Here is an 18,480-nt window from a genome sequence, read left to right as displayed (position 1 = left end):
TTAGTAGGCGTCGATAGAAGCCCACGCCTCGTACAAGCCATTCTCCTGGTGGTAGACGACTGTGCATGTGAAGTCGAAGGTGCCGCTCTTGCCCGTGAGAAGAGTGCCGTTGAACTGGCCCTTCGATAGGTACTGAGGACGTCCGCTCGAATCCACGCCGTCGCGCTCGACTGTCCAGTTCTCAAGCTTGCCCTGCTGGACCGTCTGCGATAGTGCGGACTTGCATTCAGACTTGACGCCGTATTCCTCATCGGAGCTGACGCTCCCGGAAGAACCCGTACCCTGGGTCGGTGCCGGGCTGGGCTTTGTGTTGACGGGCGGCGTGGACTGGGTCGGTGCAGGGGCGGGAGTCATGGGAGCCGACGGGCTGGGCTCCGCGGAAGGAGCGGACGTGGGCGCTGCGCTGGTCGGAGCGCTCGGCGAGGCCGATGCCTTGTCGGTGGAGGAATCGTCCTTGGTCAGCGCCCAGATCGCGACGCCAGCGACTAGGATCACGACCACCACTGCTGCAATGATGCCGATGATCAGCCCGGTCTTTGACTTCTTCTCCGGCGCTCCACCGTACGGGGCGCCCGGGAACTGGCCCTGCTGGTAGTAGCCCTGCTGAGGCTGCTGGGCGTATCCCTGCTGCTGTGGGTACCCCTGCTGCTGATATCCGCCTGCGGTGGGCATCTGCTGGGTGTACTGCTGCCCGGCCGGATACTGGCCGTTTCCGCCAGCAGACTGCTGGTTGGGGTTGTAGGGGTTCGACATTGGTGCTCCCGTTTGTGGTTCGATAGGTTGAGCCGGTCTCCAAGGTGAACGCAACGTGCGTAGAAGGTAGCTCGTGAACGTGACGGCTTAGGCTTCTTTGTAGGTTATCCAGCCGGTGTAGTCGTTCATGTCTTTAATGTAGTAGCCGTTACATGTGAACGACCAACGTCCGCTCTTGTTCGTTGAGGTTTCGGTTCCGCTGACGATCCCGGTGTAGATTTGCTTCTGGCCGTTGGGGAGGACCTCCGGCTGCGTAAAGTTCTCATTCGAGATGTTGGCGTTTGAAAACTTCTTATTGATTTCCTCTTTGCACATCGAGGCAACCCGCTGCTGCATGTCACCTTGACCGCCGTTCCCATTCCCCGGAGCGGTCCCCTGCGACGGGTTGGTACCTACGGGAGGCTGCATCGGGTTGGTGCCCGCCGTAGGGCCGGAGCCCTGAGAAGGAACCCCAGGCATCGTGGGTGAATCAGCGACCGAGTCAGAGTCGTCCTTGTTGAGTGCCCAGATCGCGATGCCGGCGATGATAGCGACGACCAGGACTGCTGCGATGATGCCGACGATGAGGCCCGTCTTTTTCTTTTCCGGCGCTCCACCATAGGGAGCGCCCTGGAACTGCCCCTGGGGGTAGTAGCCCTGCTGAGGCTGCTGCCCGAAGCCCTGAGGCTGACCGTAGCCGCCCGCGCCAGTCATCTGCTGGCCGGGCTGCTGGCCGTAACTAGCACCAAACTGCTGGCCGGTCGGGTACTGACCGTTGCCGGGCATCGGCTGCTGGTTGGGGTTGAAGGGGCTGGACATGGGGACTCCCTCGGTCTATCAGAAGCTGTCAGCGCGTGTCAGTAGGTTTCGGGGATGACGACAGCGGAGTATTCCTTCGTGCTCGAGAAGTAGAACACGGAGCACGTGAACCGGGTCGTGACAGGCTTGTTCGTGATGGTGCTTGTTCCGGTGACGGTACCGGTGTAGTCCCACCACTTAGTCTCACCGTAGCTTTCCTTCAGTTCCAGCTTCGTGTCCGAGACGTTTGCGTTCGTGTAGTCGTCGTTGATTTCCTTCGTGCACTCGGCGATGGCCTGCTTCTCCATGTCAGGATCAGAGCCGGCGCCAGGACCCGTGCCTTTAGAGGGGGACGTACCCGCGGGAGGCTGCGAGGGGTTGGTGCCGACGGGAGGCTGCGAGGGGTTGGTGCCCACGGGAGGCTGCGAGGGGTTGGTGCCCACGGGAGGCTGCGACGGGTTTGCGCCTGCGGACGGGGCTGCGGCGCTCGGGGCACTCTGGGCAGCATCAGCGTCGGAAGAGTCGTCGCCGGACATGAACCACCAGATGGCGACGCCGGCGGCAATGAGCACGACCACGACGGCCGCGATGATGCCGATGATGAGGCCCGTCTTCTTTTTTGCCGGCTGATCGCCGCCCGGGGCTCCCTGGAACTGGCCCTGAGCGTAGTAGCCCTGTTGGGCCTGCTGACCGTAGCCCTGTTGGGCCTGCTGACCGTAGCCCTGAGACTGGCCGTAGCCGCCCGCTACGGGCATCTGCTGGGTGGGCTGCTGCCCGTAGCCGCCCATGGCGGGCATCTGCTGGGTGGGCTGCTGCCCGAAGCCACCTTGCTGGTATCCGCCCTGCTGTGGGTATCCACCCTGCTGGGGCTGGTAAGGCTGCTGATTCTCGGGAGAATAGGGCGTGCTCATGATGTACTTCCGTGTTGGTGAGAGAGGTCTCAGGGAACGTTCTGTATCCTACCAGGCGCTAGGCTTGTGGCATGACGATCGACTATCTGACTCAGACGCGACCGCTGATGCCCCGCGAAGATATCCTGCCCGTCATTATCGGAGGAGACTTCGGAGTATACGGAATTGGGCGTTGTTTCAACGAAGCGTTCGGTTGTCGGTGCATCTGCGTGGGATCGCAGCCGACCGAGTCGATCACGCGTTCGCACTTTTTTGATGTCCGCCACGTGAGCGCTCATGCGAGTGACGCACAGCTCCTGGACGTCCTTATGACCATTGCGGGTGAGCATTCGGATAAGAAGCTCATCCTGATGGCCAACCACGACATTTTCTCGGCGTTCGTTGCTCGGAACATGGAGACGCTCTCGCGCCACTACGCGCTGCCGTTCCCCACCGAGGAGGTCATGGATCGACTCACCGACAAGGCGGAGTTTGCTCGTGCGTGCGAGCGTGCCGGCATTGCCACGCCGGGTACGGTCGAGGTCGATTTCTCCGGAGCGGAGGACGAGGCCTGGGCCGCTCCCGAGATTCCCTTTAGTTTCCCGGTGGTTGCTAAGTCCGCGAAGGGCGAGCCCTATGACGTGCTCGAGTTCGAGGGCAAGCGCAAGATCTGGTTCATCGACACGGCTGAGGAACTCACTCAGCTGTGGGGGACCCTGAAGGCAGCGGGCTTCCGCGATACCTTCCTGGTGCAGGAGTTGATTCCTGGCGATAACACCGCGATGCGCTCGATCACGGCGTATGTGGACTCGCGCGGAGAGGTGACCCTGATCGGGTCGGCGCGTGTCCTCCTCGAAGACCACGCGCCCACGATGATCGGAAACCCCGTCGCCATGATCACCGAGGACTTCCCGACGCTGTGGCGCGATGCCTGCGCTCTACTGACCGAGAACGGCTACCGCGGTTTCGCGAACTTCGACGTGAAGATCGATCCCCGGGACGGGCGAGCGCTCTTCTTCGAGGTGAATCCGCGCATCGGCCGCAACAACTGGTACATGGCCGCCGCCGGTGCGAACCCGATGATCCCGATGGTCGAGGACCTTATTGACGGCAAGGCCTGCGAGCAGACCCAAGCGACCGACGAGATTCTCTACACCCTCGTGCCGGACTCCCTGCTGCTGCACTACATCACCGATGAGGATCTGCGCGCGCGCGTCAAGCGCATCATCCGTGAGGGCCGGCGTTTTGATCTGCTTCTCAATCCGACGGAGAAGGACCTGCGCCGTAACCTGACCGTGTGGCTCCAGAAGCAGAACCATAGGCGTAAGTTTGCCCGCTACTATCCGGAACCCACCGAGACGTCCTACTGACGTCACGCCCCTTCCCTGCCCGGCCCCGGCCTCGTCGGTGGGGGAGGAGGCCCTGATAGACTGACCCCCTACGCGACCGATAATTCCGACTAACGAGGACACCATGACGACAACCGCACTCGTGCCCATCTCTCAGGAAGACAAGATCGCCGCGGTCTCTGGCTTCCAGGACCGCTCCCTGCCCATCGAACAGACGTGCGTGTGGGAAGCGTTTGAAGAATCCCAGGGCCACGGAGTGTGGGGACGTTACGCCTGGTGTGAGGATGATTCCAAGATCGCGTTCATCACCCTCTATAAGTATTCGGTGCGTGGCGTCCATTACCTGTGGGCGAAGTGGGGACCCGCGTGGGTGAAGGAAGCCTCCCCGGAGCGCGAAGCTGCTCTGCGAGCGGACCTTGTGCGCGAGATTAAGGCAAAGGATAAGACCGTCGCCTTCGTGCGCCTGCACGCCATCTACCAGCACCCCGACCTGTGCATGCCGCTGCAGACGATCTCCTACGACCGCACCGTCGTCATCGACACGTCTGGCAAGACCGAGGAAGCGATCCTCGCCGCCATGCCCAAGGCCGGTAAGCGCTCGATCCGCTCCGGCCTGAAGAAGGGCAAGGCCGAGGGCGTGACCTTCCACGAGGACACCGCCAACGTCGATGCCGTCATCGACGAGTACTACGCCGTCATGGAAGAGACCGCTAAGCGTGACGGCTTCCGCCCTCACCCCAAGGAGTACTACCTCAGCCTGCTCAAGACGTTGGGCCCGAAGCACGCGCGCATCTTCTCGATGCGTGACGCCGACGGCAACATCCTGTGCTGGGACTTCTGCCTCGTCGAAGGAATCCGGGCGCAGGCCGAGTACGGTGCCTCCACCGAGGCCGGCCGTCGCCTGCGTCAGCCCCCGGTCCTGGACTTCCTGGCGGCCGAATTCCTCGCCCGCGATGGCGTGCGCGAATTCGACCTCATGGGCGCGCACTCGCCGCGTTGCCCCGATCTGTACAGCGTCGGCAAGTACAAGAGCGCCTTCGCCACGCATTTCACAGACGTGCCCGGCGGCTGGGACATGCCCATCAAGAAGGCCACCTACCGTGCCCTGAGCGCCGCGAAGGCCGTGAAGGACTGGCGCGCCCGCTCCTGAAGCGTTCGCGCCACGGGGCTAGAATTCTATTCGCAACACAATCTCGCGTATCTAACGAAACTAGGAGACACAGTGCCCGATATCTCGCTCGTCATTGACGGACACGAACAGACCGTACCGGCGGGGACCACGGGCACAACGTGGTTCGAGAAGTCGCGCGACGTCGTCGCCATCAAGGTTGACGGCACCCCGCGTGACCTCGAGACGCCTTTTGAAGCAGGAACGACCGTCGAGGCCATCACCCTGGCCAGCGAGGACGGCCTGAACATTCTGCGCCACAGCGCCACGCACGTGCTCGCGCAGGCCGTCCAGGATGTGTTCCCCGACGTGAACCTGGGTATCGGGCCCTTCATCACCGACGGTTTCTACTACGACTTCGGCAACATCGACGCGGTGACCCCCGAGCTGCTGCGCGACCTCGAGAAGCGCATGAAGCGCATCGTCAAGGAAGGCCAGCGCTTCGTGCGCCGCGAGTTCTCCGAGGAGGAAGCTGTCGTCGAGCTGGCTGAGCAGCCCTACAAGCTCGAACTCGTCACCACGAAGGGTAAGGGCGCCGAGGGTGCTTCCGTCGAGGTCGGCGGCGGCACGCTCACCATGTACGACAACGTGCGCCGCGACGGCTCGGTCGCGTGGAAGGACCTGTGCCGCGGTCCGCACCTGCCCTCCACCAAGCTCATCGGTAACGGCTTCGCGCTGACTAAGGCCTCGGCCGCCTACTGGAAGGGCGATCAGTCCAACGATCAGCTCCAGCGCATCTACGGCACCGCCTGGGCCTCCAAGGAAGACCTCGTCGCCTACCAGGAGCGCATCAAGGAGGCCGAGCGCCGCGACCACCGTCGCCTCGGCGCCGAGCTGGACCTGTACTCCTTCCCCGAGGAGATCGGCCCCGGCCTCGTTGTCTTCCATCCCAAGGGCGGCATCCTGCGTCACGAGATCGAGTCCTACGTGACTGACCGTCACAAGAAGGCCGGCTTCGACTTCGTGCACACCCCCGAGATCTCCAAGGGTGGACTCTTCCACACGTCGGGTCACCTGCCCTACTACGCGGACACGATGTTCCCGCCCATGCTCGTCGATGAAGAGCGCGACGAGGACGGCAACGTGACCAAGGCAGGCCAGGAGTACTACCTCAAGGCCATGAACTGCCCGATGCACAACCTGATCTTCCGCTCGCGCGGCCGCTCCTACCGCGAGCTGCCCCTGCGCTTCTACGAGCTGGGTCACGACTACCGCTACGAGAAGAGCGGCGTCGTCCACGGCCTGACCCGCATGCGCGGCTTCACGCAGGACGACTCGCACACCTACTGCACGCCTGAGCAGGCCTCGGAGGAGATCCGCACGCAGATCGAGTTCTTCCTGTCGATTCTCTCCGCTTTCGGCCTCAAGGACTTCTACCTGGAGCTGTCCACGCGCGACGAGGACGGCAAGAAGAAGGACAAGTTCATCGGCTCGGATGAGGACTGGGCGGCCGCCACGAAGGCGCTCGAGGATGCCTGCGCCGCGACCGGCCTCGACCTGGTTCCGGATCCGGGTGGCGCTGCCTTCTACGGCCCCAAGGTCTCCGTGCAGGTTAAGGACGCGATCGGTCGTACCTGGCAGATGTCGACGATCCAGTACGACTTCAACCAGCCCGACCGCTTCGACCTGGAGTACACGGCGGCCGACGGTTCCCGTCAGCGCCCCGTCATGATCCACTCCGCCAAGCTGGGCTCCGTCGAGCGCTTCATCGGTGTGCTCACCGAGCACTACGCGGGCGCATTCCCCGCGTGGCTCTCGCCCGTTCAGGTCCGTCTCATCCCCGTCGCCGAGGCCTTTGACGGCTACGTCAAGGACGTCGCCGCGAAGCTGCGTGAGCGCGGCGTGCGCGTCGAGACCGACCTGTCAGACGACCGCTTCGGCAAGAAGATTCGCAACGCCTCCAAGGACAAGATCCCGTTCACGCTCATCGCCGGCGGCGAGGACGTCGAGGCCGGGGCCGTGTCCTTCCGTCTGCGTGACGGCTCGCAGCACAACGGCGTCGCCGTTGATCGCGCGGTTGAGCTGATCGTCTCGCACATCGAGCAGCGCAACAACGCGGACCAGATCGACGGCCTCGACGAGGCGTGAGAGTCATGAGCCGTGACGCCGGTTCCGATTCGATCGGTACCCCGAACGGCCAGTTGCCGACCGAGGACGCCCGCTCCCTGGCGGGCGTCCCGGACGGCTTCGGTCGTTTCTGGACCCCTTACCGGATGGCCTATATCCGCGGCGAAGGCAAGCCCGTCGACGCCTCGGACGTGGGGTGCCCGTTCTGCACGGCGCCCGGTAAGGATGACGAGGCGGGACTGATCGTCTACCGCGGCGACACGTGCTTCGTGCTCATGAACCTGTTCCCCTACAATTCCGGGCACCTGCTCGTGTGCCCGTATCGTCACGTCTCCGACTACACGGAGCTCACCGACGAGGAACGCATCGAGCTGGGCAACCTGACGGCGACCGCCATGCGTGTTACCCGCGCCGTTGCCGCTCCGGCGGGCTTCAACTTGGGCATGAACCAGGGCGAGGTAGCCGGTGCCGGCATCGCCGCCCACCTGCACCAGCACATCGTTCCGCGCTGGCTGGGCGACGCGAACTTCCTGCCGATTATCGCGCAGACGAAGGCAGTGCCCGAGCTCCTGGAGGACGCTCGTGCCCGGCTCGCCGCCGCCTGGCCGAAGGAGGACTAATGCTCGGAAACCACGGACGTTCCATTACGAAGGCGATCTTTACGCCTCTCGCTCGCGTTCTCGCACGCGTGGGCGTCACCCCGAATATGGTGACGATCGCGGGCACCGTTGCGACGGTCGCGATCGCGGTTATCTGCATTCCTCAGGGATGGATTTGGCAGGGCGGCATCGCCCTGGCCGTCGTCATGTTCGGCGACTCTGTTGACGGCACGCTCGCGCGCATGACGACGGGCGGCACGCGTTTTGGCGCCTTCCTGGATTCGACGCTTGACCGCCTGGGTGATGGCGCCGTGTTCGGCTCCCTCACCGCCTACGCGGTCTTCCAGATGGACGACTCGTTCGTGCGTACATGGGCAATCATTGCCGGCATCTGCTCGATTGTCGGTGCTGCCGCCGTGCCCTACGCGCGCGCCCGCGCCGAATCCGTCGGCGTCGTTGCCAAGCTGGGTATTGCCGAGCGCACCGACCGCCTCATCATCGGCATGGGCACGGCGATCCTCATGAGCCTCGGTCTGCCCGAGTGGGTGTTTGCGGCCGGCCTGACCTGGGTGGCGTTTGCCTCCTTCGTCACCGTCTGCCAGCGCATCTGGTTCACTGCCCGCAACATCGACGAAGGAACGCCGTGAGTTTTTCGCCCCTGTCGCTCGCTTTTTCGATCGCCCCCCGTTTGCCGCTGCGCCTCGTCATGCGCATGGCGGACACTGGTGCATCGATTGCGGCCAGGCGCGGGGGAGCCATGATCGACCGGCTGCGCGCCAACATGGCGCGTTTAACCGGAAACGAGCCGTCCGCCCACGAGGTGCGTGACGCGGTCCGGTCGCACATCCGCAACTACGCTGAGCAGCTAATGCTCGGCTCGCGTCGTGGCGAGCCGTTGCTCGAGGGCGTCTCCTTCGAGGGCTTCGAGGCCCTGGCTGCGGCCAGCGAAGATGGCCCGGTCGTCCTCGCTCTCGGACACTCCGGCAGCTGGGATCGTGCTGGCGCGTGGGCGTGCGCACACGGTCGTGACATCGTGACCGTGGCTGAAAAGGTGGAGCCTCCCGCGCTGTTTGAACGTTTCGTGTCGTTGCGCGAAGGCCTCGGCATGGAGATCATCGGCGTCGCGAAGGGCGAGTCGGTCTTTTCTACCCTCATCGAGCGCGTGCGCGGCCGTAGCGTCATCGTCCCGCTTCTTGCAGACCGGGATATTTCGGGTTCGGGCATTGAGGTCGACCTGGGGACTCGGCGCGCACTTGTCGCCGCGGGTCCCGCTGCGCTCGCGACCAAGCTGGAGCGTCCGCTCTTTGCAGCCTGCATCACGTACGAGAACGAGACACCCGCAGGGGCCGATGTCCGAGTGCGTTGTGTCGGACCGATCAACGTGGATGGCCAGGAGCGCCCCGGCCTCAATCGCGTCGAGGCCCTCACGCAGGCGTGGGTGGACGAATTTGCCGCCATGATGGCGACCAAGGCGCAGGACTGGCACATGATGCAACGCGTGTATGTGGAGGATCTTGACCCCGAGCGCCTGGCGCGCGCGAGGGCCGAGCACGAGAGGAAGAATCGATGAAGATTGGAATCGTGAATCCGTACTCCTGGGACGTGCCCGGGGGAGTGGGCTTCCACATTCGCGACCTCGCGTTGAAGCTGCGGTCCCGCGGACACGACGTTCAGGTGCTGACGCCGTCGACCTCGGAGGACCTGCCTGAGTGGATTACGTCCGCCGGTTCGTCCGTGTCGATCCCCTTTAACGGATCGGTGGCCAATATTTCCGTGAAGCCGAAGGCACTCGCGCGTACTCGCCGTTGGCTGGCAGACAACGATTTTGACGTCGTGCACGTCCACGAGCCTGTCGTTCCCTCGGTGTCCATGGCAGCTGCGATGCTTTCGACTGCCCCCCTCGTGGGGACATTCCACGCGGCCCTCGGTCGGTCGGTCTCGCGCGCGATTGCCTCGGCGCCCATGCGCCTGTACATGGAACGCATCGGAGTGCGCATCGCGGTGTCCGAGGAGGCGCGCCGAACGCTGATCGAGCACCACGGCGGCGATGCCGTCATCATTCCGAACGGGGTCGAAACGGCCTCGTTCCGCACCGCGCAGCCCCTTGAACAGTGGGTGGCGACGGACGAACGTCCGGTCATCGTATTCCTCGGCCGCCTCGATGAGCCCCGTAAGGGCCTGAGCATTTTCGCCGGTGCCATTGCTGGTGTCCTTGAGCGTTTCCCGGGTGCGCGTTTCCTGATTGCCGGTCGAGGAGACGCTCCGGAGATTCGCCAGGCCGTCGAGCGTTTTGGTGATTCCGTGTCTTTCCTGGGTGGAATCAGCGATGAGGAGAAGGAATCCTTGCTCGCGGGCGCCAGCGTCTACGTCGCTCCGCAGACGGGCGGCGAGTCTTTCGGTATCGTCCTTGTCGAGGCGATGGCGGCCCATACAGCAGTCGTTGCCTCGGATATCCCAGCCTTCCGTGCGGTGCTAGAGGACGGGCGAGCTGGCGCGCTCTTCGAGACGGGCAACAGCGACTCGCTCGCACGTACACTCATCGACCTGCTGACAGACCGCGACCGCCTCGAGGAACTGTCCGCAGCCGGAGCGCGATCATCGGCGCAGTACGACTGGGAGGTTGTGGCGGATAAGGTCTTCGAGGTCTACAAGCTGGCGATCGCCATGGGAAGTCCCGCCGAATCGGGAACGCGTCGGGCACGTGACCTGATCCGAGGCCGCGGCGAAGAAGGGGAGGAACTCGCATGATCTCGCTGTCCCCCTGGCTGCTTGTCGCTATCGTATTCGCCGTTATCGCGCTCGGCGTTATCGCAGGATTCGCGATCACGCGAGCGCGCCGCCTGGACCGGCTCCATCAGCGCATCCTTGCTTCGCGAGACTCTCTCTCGCGACTCCTGCTGCGCCGGGCCTCCGAGGCAGACCTTCTGAGCCGCAGCGCCGGTCTGGAAAGCTCCGGCCTCGCCGACGCCGCACGCGCCTACATTCAGGACGGGGGAGACCAGCTCACCACCGATGGCCTCGACCGCCGAACCGCGGCGCAACGCCAGGGCGATCGTGTCGAGGTCGCCGCGCGTTTGGAGCGTGCGTCCGCCCTGTCTCGCGCAATCCGTGAGACTCTCACCCTTGAAGAACGGGCGCGCATTGTATCGGATCCCCAAGCCGCTGCGCGCTTGGAAGCGTTGGATGCGACGTGCTACCGCATCGAGCTCACACGCAACGTGCACAACGTGGATGTCGCGGGAGTTCGCGCCCTGCGTTCCGCACGAATGGTAAAATTGTTGCGACTGGCCGGGCATGCTCCGATTCCCGAGCCCATTGACTTTGACGATGACACGCAGACGGGCGGACGAGGTTACTGATATGCACGCGACCCACTGGGGAGGGCCCGGCGAGGACTATCGCCTCAGCAAGATCAGCAGCGCCACCATCGACTCCACCGATGGCGTCTCAGCACCGGCCCCCGACGATGCCGCTCCCGTCTGGCAGCCTCCCAAGGCCGCGCACTCCTTCCCCTGGTTCGAGGTTGTCATGACGACGATCGGCGTGCTGGGGACCATCGGCATCATCGTCTTCGGTCTGGCACCCGAGTCTTCGAGCGTGACGTCCTTCGTGAAGACGACGCTGCTGTCCCTGGTTGCCCTCGTGATCGTCGTCGGCTTCCTCCAGCGGATTGATCGCTGGGAGCCTGAACCGTGGACGACGAAGCTTGCGATGTTTCTGTGGGGCGGGGGCGTGGCGACCCTGTCGGCGATGATCATGAATACTGCACTGGGTGAGGACATTGCCGCCACAATCGGTGACTTCGACCGTGCGGAGGCACTCGCCGCGTCATTCATCGCGCCCCTCGTTGAGGAGACCCTCAAGGGTATCGGCGTTCTCATCATCGTTGTTGTACGCCGCAACTCCATCAACTCGGTGCTCGACGGTGTCGTGTACGCGGGATTCTCGGCGGCCGGGTTCCTTTTCTTCGAGGACATCCTGTACTTCCTGCGCACCGAAGGACAAGGAACAAAGACTCTCGTCTTGGTATTCGTTGTTCGCGCCCTGCTGGGACCCTTCCTACACGTCATGGCAACCTCGATGACGGGCATCGGATTGGCGCTCGCCCTCCTCAAGTTCAAGCGGGGCTGGTTGAAGACCGCTATCGTCGTCGTCTTCTGGTTCTTTGCGATGCTCATTCACTTCGTGTGGAATGGAAGCGCCGCATTGACCGGATCTGGATTTGCCTTCATTGCCATGTATGTCGTCGTGGGTATTCCTGGGTTCGTCCTCTGGTCGATTCTGCTGCTGCGAGCTGCGCGTCGGGAGGCTCTCCACATTCGCGATGGCCTCGTCCCGTACGTGCGCACCGGATGGATCCTTCCCGGCGAAGTCTCGATGGCGACCGATCGTCGCGCGCGTAAAGCCGCCTTCAAGTGGGCTGCCCAGGGTGGTCGGGATGCGAAGCGTGCCATGCGAGCCTTCTTGTCCGACCTGGCCTCCCTCGGCCTCGACCAGCGCCTCATGGCTCGCCATGGCGCCGATCCCTCGCGCATCGAAAACGATCGTCAGATGCTGGCCGATGCCGTTGAAAAGCGCCGTGAATTCCTGCGACTGACCTCTATCGCGGAGCAGCAAAAGGATGTCACGAACGCCGTCGCGGGTCGTGCGCACGTCGCCTGACACGTCGCATTGAACAGGGGCAATGGGGCGGAACCGAGTCAACGAGGTGAGATCAGGTTTCTCGGCGGCTCCCGCTACGGGGTCTGTTGCATGAGCGCGTTCTCACGGCCGTTACATCGCCCCCTCATAGGCGACGCATAGGAACAGCGGGCATGATGGGGGGCGACAGAAAGGAAATAACGTGACTCATGCTGTGTCTATGCGCCCTCGTTCGTGGGCGCTCGTCGTGTGCTCGCTCATCCTCGTTGCAGTGAGTGTTCGGGCGGCTATCTATGAATTGACGGAAGCTCTCGAGGGGGTCTCGTCATCTGATGCCTGGCTTGCGGTTGGTGCCTCGACGCTGAGCGCAGTTGTTGGCCTGGCGTTCCTCGCATGGGCCGCTCGCCTCAAGCCCACAGTGCTGTCCTGGTTGGCCGCATTCGGCTGGGGAACCGGTGGCGCGCTGATCTTTGCGGGATACGGCAACACAGTCATCGACTCGGCCGTAGCCGCGAGCAACCTGAGCGATGAAGCGGTTGATTTCGTGACGTCCGTGCTCACGGGTCCCATCGTGGAAGAGACGGGTAAGGGAATTGGTGTTCTGGCGCTGATTCTCGCTGCGCGTAAGGTGCTCGATCGCCCTGCGCAGGGCGGCGTTCTTGGAGCGCTCGTTGGTCTCGGGTTCGCCTGGGGTGAGGACGTGGGCTACTACGTGAGCGCCCTTGAAAACGGGATGAGCGGACTGTGGGAATCGTTCCTCGTGCGTGCCATCCTTGGCGCATACGCGCATGCCATCTTTACCGGCGTGTTCGGATACGCGCTGGCCTGGGCGGTGCTGCGAGCACAGAATGTGCTTACGGGCCTTCTCGTCGCGGTCGGCGGATACGGCGGAGCACTCGCGCTGCACGCCCAGGCTAACGGCGTTGGGTTCCTGGCCCCCGAAGACTCGTGGAACCTCACCTACGGCGCGATCGAGATCCCCGTTTTCGTCGTGAGCGTCGCTCTCCTCGTGTGGGGTCTGCGCCGCCAGCGGGCTACCCTGGAGGCATGAGCGCACTCGACTGGCCTGTGGACGCGGACGGCTATCCCCATCGGGAGGCCGCCCGCGTCCTCCTCTTTGACGACAGTGGACGGGTCCTCTTGGCCAAGGGCCACGACGAGGACCAACCGGAGCGGTTCTGGTGGTTCACGATCGGTGGCGGCATCGAAGAGGGCGAGGACCCGCGCGCCGCAGCCGTGCGTGAGGTCTTCGAAGAAACCGGTATCGAGCTGGCCCCTGACGACCTGGTGGGCCCCGTCCTCTACCGGACCGCCGAGTTCGACTTCCTGGCGGTCACCGCCAGGCAGGACGAGTGGTTTTTCGTCGCGCAGGCGCCCTCGACCGCCCTGAGCCGGGATGGATGGACTGACCTGGAACGTTCCGTCATCGACACCCAGGCCTGGTGGGACATCGACGAGGCCGCCGCCCAGATCGATGGAGAAATCTACCCCGCGCAGATCCTCGAGTACGCGCGCGCCTGGCGCGACGGGTGGGACGGGCGTATGATCCGCCTGACAGACACGCGCGAACCCTGACGTGTCCGGCTAGGCGAGGCCGAGGGGAGCGATCGTCAGAGACAGGTCCGGCGTGTTCAGCTGGACCGACACCTGCTCGCGCACGGCGGGCTTCGCGCAGAACGCGATACCGACCCCGGCCTCGTGCATCATGGGGATATCGTTTGCCCCGTCGCCGATCGCAACCGTGCGCTCGAGTGGGACACCGAGGGACGAGGCCCAGGAACGCAAGCACTCGACCTTCACCTGGGAGGTCACGATGCGGCCCAGCACGCGGCCCGTCAATATACCGCCGGCGACCTCGAGGCGGTTCGCCGCGTAGAAATCGATGTCGAGGGAGGCCGCCAGGGGAGCGACCACTTCCTCGAATCCGCCCGAGACGATGCCGAACTTTCCGCCGGCCCGGTGGACTGCGTCGATCAGCTCGCGAGCACCCTTCGTGGGGGTGATGGCGGACAGGACATCACCGAAGACGGATTCGGGGACCCCAGCGAGGGTTGCAACGCGCTCGCGCAAAGACTCCGCGAAATCAAGCTCGCCATTCATCGCACGAGACGTAATCTCGGCGACGCGCGCCCGCGTGCCCGCAGCTTCGGCGAGCTCCTCAATGACTTCCTGGCGAATCAGCGTCGAATCGACGTCGGTGACGACGAGGCCGGGTGCCCCGCTGGCACACAGCAGCGGAGCACCCGGCTCGTCGAGACGGTGAGTCATGCTCACTTGCGGACGACCGCGCCCTTGGGAACGACCGTAATGCCGGACTCTGTGACGGTGAAGCCACGCTCGCGATCGTGGTCAAGATCGACGCCGACGACGGCACCTTCCTCAACGACGACGTTCTTATCCAGAATCGTCTTCACGACTCGGGCCGAGCGACCGATGCGACAGCCGTGCATAACAACGGAATCCTCGATCTTCGCCCACGAGTGGACGTAGGTGTTCGGGGAAATGACCGAGCGCACGATCTCGCCGCCGGAGACGATGACGCCGGGGGAGACGAACGAGTCGATCGCGTGACCCAGACGATCCGCATCGCCGTACACGAACTTGGCCGGCGGCAGTGAGCCGTCGATCATCGTCATGGTCGGCCAATCGCGGTTGTACAGGTTGAACACCGGGTGCACCGAGATCAGGTCCATGTTCGCCTCGTAGTAGGCGTCCAGCGTACCGACGTCACGCCAGTAGTCGCGGTCGCGGTCGGTCGATCCCGGCACGTCGTTGTCCTGGAAGTCGTAGACGCCGCACTCGCCGCGCTCGACGAACCACGGAATAATGTTGCCACCCATGTCGTGCTTCGAATCGGGGTCGGCCGCATCCTCCCGCAGAGCGTTGACCAGATCCTTCGTGGTGAACACGTAGTTGCCCATGGAGGCGAGGACCTTGGTGGGATCGTCGGGCAGGCCCACGGCGTTCTTCGGCTTCTCGAGGAAGTTCTTGACGACCCCGTTCTCGCCGTCGATGACGCCGAGCGCCGAAGCCAGCTCGATCGGCTGACGGATGCCGGCGACCGTGGCGGGCAGGCCCGAATCGATGTGGTGCTGGACCATCTGCGAGAAGTCCATACGGTAGATGTTGTCCGCACCGATGATGACGATGTACTCCGGCTGCTCGTCGTCGACGATGTTCAGCGACTGGTAGATGGCATCCGCGCTACCCAGGTACCAGTGCGGGCCGCGACGCTGCTGAGCCGGCACAGGAGCAATGAAGTTGCCGAGTAGGGGAGACGTGTACCAGGTCTTTGTGACGTGGCGGTCGAGCGAATGGGACTTGTACTGCGTCAAGACAACAATCTTGAGGTATCCGGAATTCACGATGTTCGACAGCGCGAAATCGATCAGACGGAAGTGACCACCGAACGGAACTGCCGGCTTTGCACGGTCATCCGTCAGGGGCATCAGTCGCTTACCCTCACCGCCCGCGAGAACGATTGCCAGAACGTGGTTCTTTGCCATGTGGCACCTCTTCGTTGGTCGAGTGGACCCGCATCGGCGCGGATCCGTGGGAGTGGTCACACTGTATTACAAATGTCTATCGATTGCTACACTGTCTCGTTTTCGACCAGCGGTGACGTGAGATCGGATACGATGTGTCTCACACGCCGCTCCCGTCGGAAGGACCCCACCATGCGCGTTGATCTCCTTACCCGTGAATACCCGCCTCACGTCTACGGAGGAGCCGGTGTCCACGTGCTCGAACTGGCCAAGGTCCTGCGCGGCCTCGTCGATGACCTGCGTGTCCAGGCGTTTGACGGTCCGCGCGAACCGGGTACCGATGGAGCCGACCCGGGCGTGACCGGACATGCGGATTTGCCTCAGCTGGCCGGAGCGAACGCCGCGCTGCGCACGCTTGGTGTCGACCTCGAGATCGCTGCTGCGTGCGAGGGTTCTGACCTGGTTCACTCCCACACCTGGTACGCGAATTTTGCCGGACACGTTGCGTCGCTTCTCGGCGACATCCCGCACGTGATCTCAGCGCACTCGCTTGAGCCGCTGCGCCCGTGGAAGGCTGAGCAGCTCGGCGGCGGCTACCGCCTGTCCTCCTACGTGGAGAAGACGGCCTACGAGGCTGCGAGCGCGATCGTCGCCGTCTCGAATGGCATGCGTGACGACATTCTGCGCTGCTACCCCGGCGTTGATCCCGAGCGCGTGCACGTCATCCACAACGGCATCGACCTGAACAAGTGGCACGCCCCCGAGGGTGAGGCGGGCGAGGAACTGCGCGCCCGCGTTCTCGCCGAGCACGGTATTGACCCGTCTCGTCGCACGGTCGTGTTCGTCGGCCGCATCACCCGCCAGAAGGGCCTCCCGTACTTCCTGCGCGCCGCCCAGCTCCTGCCCGATGACGTTCAGCTTGTGCTGTGCGCCGGCGCTCCCGACACCCCTGAGATCGCGGCCGAGGTTGAGGGCCTCGTCGCCGAGCTCCGCGCTCGCCGCTCCGGCGTCGTTCTTATCTCCGAGATGCTCCCCCAACCCGAGGTGGCGGCGATCCTGTCCTCGGCGCAGGTCTTCATCACGCCGTCGGTGTACGAGCCCCTCGGCATCGTCAATCTCGAGGCGATGGCCCTCGGCCTGCCCGTCGTCGGCACCGCGACCGGCGGCATTCCCGACGTCATCGTCGATGGAGAGACCGGCTACCTCGTGCCGATCGAACAGATGCAGGACGGCACGGGAACCCCGCTCGATCCTCGCGCCTTTGAGGAAGCGATGGCTGATCGCCTGGTGCGTGTCCTCGACGATCCTGAGCTGGGCCGTCGTATGGGCGAGGCCGGCCTCGTTCGCGCCCGCGATCACTTCTCCTGGGAAGCGATCGGCGTGAAGACCGCCGAGCTGTACCGTTCGCTCGTTTAGGGCGCACGTCACCCGACAGACGACTAGGCTGGATACATGACTTACGTCCTGAATCTTTCTCACGTGTCCCTCCAACGCGGGGACACGCAGGTCCTGTCCGACGTCTCGTGGTCGACGCGCCCGCGCCAGCACTGGGTCATCGTCGGCCCGAATGGCGCCGGCAAGACCACGTTGGCGCGCGTGGCCTCGGGCCGTATCGCTCCCGATAGCGGAGAGGTGACGGTCTCGGAGACCGATTTGTCGCACGCCGACCCCTCAGAGATCGCCACGCGCGTGGGGCTCTCCTCGGCCGCGGTGGGGGCCAAGATCGTGCCGACTCAGTCGGTCCTCGACACGGTGCGCAGCGCTGCCTGGGGCCTTGCCGTCGCCCACGACGAGGAATACGAGCAGGTCGACGACGAGCGTGCCCACGCGCTCATGGACATCTTCGGTGTCTCGCACCTCGCCCAGCGTGAGTTTTCGACGCTGTCCGAGGGCGAGGCCCAGCGCGTGCTGCTGGCGCGCGCCCTCATGACCGACCCTGAGGTGCTCATCCTCGACGAGCCGACCTCGGGCCTCGACCTGGGTGCTCGCGAGCTGCTGATCGCCGCTCTGTCGGAGATCATGCAGGGTTCGAAGTCCCCGCAGGTCATCCTGGTGACGCATCAGATCGAAGAGATCCCCGCAGGCGTCACGCACTGCGCGATCATGTCCAACGGCGTGATCACTCACCAGGGGCCGATTGAAGACGTCCTGACGGGTGTCAACCTGTCCGAGGTGTACGGCATGCCGCTGCTCGCTGGCAACACCGACGGGCGCTGGTGGGCGCGCGGCGTGAGCGCGTGAGAATAGGAGCGTGAGCGGTATGTGGTGGCTGTGGATTCTCGGTGCCCTCGTCTGCGGAATCGTCGAGGTCATGAGCGTGAGCTTCGTCTTCCTCATGTTTGCGATCGGCGCGTTGGCGGCGGGCATCGCGGGCGCTTTCGGCGCAAACCTGACGGTTCAGGTCATCGTCTTCATTGTCGTCTCGATTGCTCTCCTGGTCATCCTGCGTCCCTTCCTGAAAGGGCGTATCGACCGGTCCAGCGGTTACGTTCCGAGCAACACTGACGGTCTGATTGGCAAGACCGGATACGTGACCGAGGCCGTGGGAGAGCGCCACGGGCGTATCCAGTTCTCGGGTGGAGAGTGGAGCGCGCGCACTGAGGGGCCCACGCTGCCCGTTGGCGCCGAGGTTCGTGTTGACCGCATCGACGGTGCAACCGCCGTCGTGAGTGCCCTCAACCCGGCCTCTGCGGCTCCGACGCATCCGTACGGAGACTCGATCTCCTGATCCCGCACATCTTGTATTTTCAT

19 protein-coding genes are annotated in these 18,480 nt (G+C 64.0%); 14 read left to right on the top strand and 5 right to left on the bottom strand.

Annotation, left to right across the window (positions count from 1 at the left end; translation table 11 throughout):
* From FBF35_RS05950 to FBF35_RS05940, 3 genes are all read right to left on the bottom strand, one after another.
* Nucleotides 1–753 carry a hypothetical protein gene (locus FBF35_RS05950; RefSeq protein WP_060567386.1) on the bottom strand — a complete coding sequence of 251 codons (753 nt, stop codon included), beginning with the start codon at nucleotides 751–753 and terminating at the stop codon, nucleotides 1–3.
* 87 nt (nucleotides 754–840) lie between these two features.
* A complete protein-coding gene (locus FBF35_RS05945; protein WP_060567385.1) occupies nucleotides 841–1,551 on the bottom strand; it encodes a hypothetical protein in 711 nt (236 codons plus the stop codon).
* Between the two features lie 38 nt (nucleotides 1,552–1,589).
* Nucleotides 1,590–2,441, bottom strand: coding sequence for a hypothetical protein (locus FBF35_RS05940; RefSeq protein WP_060567384.1), 852 nt, complete (start codon nucleotides 2,439–2,441; stop codon nucleotides 1,590–1,592).
* A 71-nt stretch (nucleotides 2,442–2,512) separates the two neighbouring features.
* Between FBF35_RS05940 and FBF35_RS05935 the strand changes: the two genes are divergently transcribed.
* The 11 genes from FBF35_RS05935 (at nucleotide 2,513) to FBF35_RS05885 (ending at nucleotide 13,819) form a co-directional block, all read left to right on the top strand.
* A complete protein-coding gene (locus FBF35_RS05935) occupies nucleotides 2,513–3,790 on the top strand; it encodes a carboxylate--amine ligase (protein ID WP_060567383.1) in 1,278 nt (425 codons plus the stop codon).
* 103 nt (nucleotides 3,791–3,893) lie between these two features.
* Nucleotides 3,894–4,919: a lipid II:glycine glycyltransferase FemX gene (locus FBF35_RS05930; RefSeq protein WP_060567382.1), complete on the top strand. Its 1,026-nt coding sequence runs from the start codon at nucleotides 3,894–3,896 to the stop codon at nucleotides 4,917–4,919.
* 72 nt (nucleotides 4,920–4,991) lie between these two features.
* Complete coding sequence (thrS, locus tag FBF35_RS05925; protein WP_060567381.1) at nucleotides 4,992–7,025, top strand: threonine--tRNA ligase; 2,034 nt, start codon at nucleotides 4,992–4,994, stop codon at nucleotides 7,023–7,025.
* A 5-nt stretch (nucleotides 7,026–7,030) separates the two neighbouring features.
* Nucleotides 7,031–7,624, top strand: coding sequence for an HIT family protein (locus tag FBF35_RS05920; protein ID WP_060567380.1), 594 nt, complete (start codon nucleotides 7,031–7,033; stop codon nucleotides 7,622–7,624).
* Nucleotides 7,624–8,250, top strand: a complete 627-nt coding sequence (gene pgsA, locus FBF35_RS05915; protein WP_060567379.1) for a phosphatidylinositol phosphate synthase — start codon at nucleotides 7,624–7,626, stop codon at nucleotides 8,248–8,250. The genes FBF35_RS05920 and pgsA overlap by 1 nt, the downstream gene beginning before the upstream one ends.
* Nucleotides 8,247–9,173 (top strand): phosphatidylinositol mannoside acyltransferase, encoded by a 927-nt coding sequence (locus FBF35_RS05910; protein WP_060567378.1) that lies wholly within the window; start codon nucleotides 8,247–8,249, stop codon nucleotides 9,171–9,173. Before pgsA ends, FBF35_RS05910 begins: the two co-directional genes overlap by 4 nt.
* Nucleotides 9,170–10,351, top strand: coding sequence for a glycosyltransferase family 4 protein (locus FBF35_RS05905; protein WP_060567377.1), 1,182 nt, complete (start codon nucleotides 9,170–9,172; stop codon nucleotides 10,349–10,351). The genes FBF35_RS05910 and FBF35_RS05905 overlap by 4 nt, the downstream gene beginning before the upstream one ends.
* Nucleotides 10,348–10,962 (top strand): hypothetical protein, encoded by a 615-nt coding sequence (locus tag FBF35_RS05900; protein WP_060567376.1) that lies wholly within the window; start codon nucleotides 10,348–10,350, stop codon nucleotides 10,960–10,962. Before FBF35_RS05905 ends, FBF35_RS05900 begins: the two co-directional genes overlap by 4 nt.
* Nucleotides 10,931–12,265: a PrsW family intramembrane metalloprotease gene (locus FBF35_RS05895; RefSeq protein WP_060567375.1), complete on the top strand. Its 1,335-nt coding sequence runs from the start codon at nucleotides 10,931–10,933 to the stop codon at nucleotides 12,263–12,265. Before FBF35_RS05900 ends, FBF35_RS05895 begins: the two co-directional genes overlap by 32 nt.
* A gap of 181 nt (nucleotides 12,266–12,446) precedes the next feature.
* Nucleotides 12,447–13,295, top strand: coding sequence for a PrsW family intramembrane metalloprotease (locus FBF35_RS05890; RefSeq protein WP_060567374.1), 849 nt, complete (start codon nucleotides 12,447–12,449; stop codon nucleotides 13,293–13,295).
* A complete protein-coding gene (locus FBF35_RS05885) occupies nucleotides 13,292–13,819 on the top strand; it encodes an NUDIX hydrolase (RefSeq protein ID WP_060567373.1) in 528 nt (175 codons plus the stop codon). The genes FBF35_RS05890 and FBF35_RS05885 overlap by 4 nt, the downstream gene beginning before the upstream one ends.
* Before the next feature lie 9 nt (nucleotides 13,820–13,828).
* Here FBF35_RS05885 and serB read toward each other — a convergent pair whose 3' ends face one another.
* Both serB and FBF35_RS05875 read right to left on the bottom strand, forming a co-directional pair.
* A complete protein-coding gene (serB, locus tag FBF35_RS05880) occupies nucleotides 13,829–14,512 on the bottom strand; it encodes a phosphoserine phosphatase SerB (RefSeq protein WP_060567372.1) in 684 nt (227 codons plus the stop codon).
* A gap of 2 nt (nucleotides 14,513–14,514) precedes the next feature.
* Nucleotides 14,515–15,750 (bottom strand): glucose-1-phosphate adenylyltransferase, encoded by a 1,236-nt coding sequence (locus tag FBF35_RS05875; protein ID WP_034466673.1) that lies wholly within the window; start codon nucleotides 15,748–15,750, stop codon nucleotides 14,515–14,517.
* Nucleotides 15,751–15,921: 171 nt separating this feature from the next.
* Between FBF35_RS05875 and glgA the strand changes: the two genes are divergently transcribed.
* The 3 genes from glgA to FBF35_RS05860 are packed head-to-tail and all read left to right on the top strand — an operon-like array spanning nucleotide 15,922 to nucleotide 18,457.
* Nucleotides 15,922–17,145 (top strand): glycogen synthase, encoded by a 1,224-nt coding sequence (gene glgA, locus FBF35_RS05870; protein WP_060567371.1) that lies wholly within the window; start codon nucleotides 15,922–15,924, stop codon nucleotides 17,143–17,145.
* Nucleotides 17,146–17,181: 36 nt separating this feature from the next.
* Nucleotides 17,182–17,970 carry an ABC transporter ATP-binding protein gene (locus FBF35_RS05865; RefSeq protein ID WP_060567370.1) on the top strand — a complete coding sequence of 263 codons (789 nt, stop codon included), beginning with the start codon at nucleotides 17,182–17,184 and terminating at the stop codon, nucleotides 17,968–17,970.
* 19 nt (nucleotides 17,971–17,989) lie between these two features.
* Nucleotides 17,990–18,457, top strand: coding sequence for an NfeD family protein (locus tag FBF35_RS05860; protein WP_060567369.1), 468 nt, complete (start codon nucleotides 17,990–17,992; stop codon nucleotides 18,455–18,457).
* Nucleotides 18,458–18,480 lie beyond the last annotated feature (23 nt).

The sequence above is a fragment of the Schaalia odontolytica genome (genome assembly GCF_005696695.1).
In the GTDB taxonomy this organism is placed as follows: domain Bacteria; phylum Actinomycetota; class Actinomycetes; order Actinomycetales; family Actinomycetaceae; genus Pauljensenia; species Pauljensenia odontolytica_C.
This window is presented reverse-complemented; position numbering and strand designations above follow the sequence as displayed.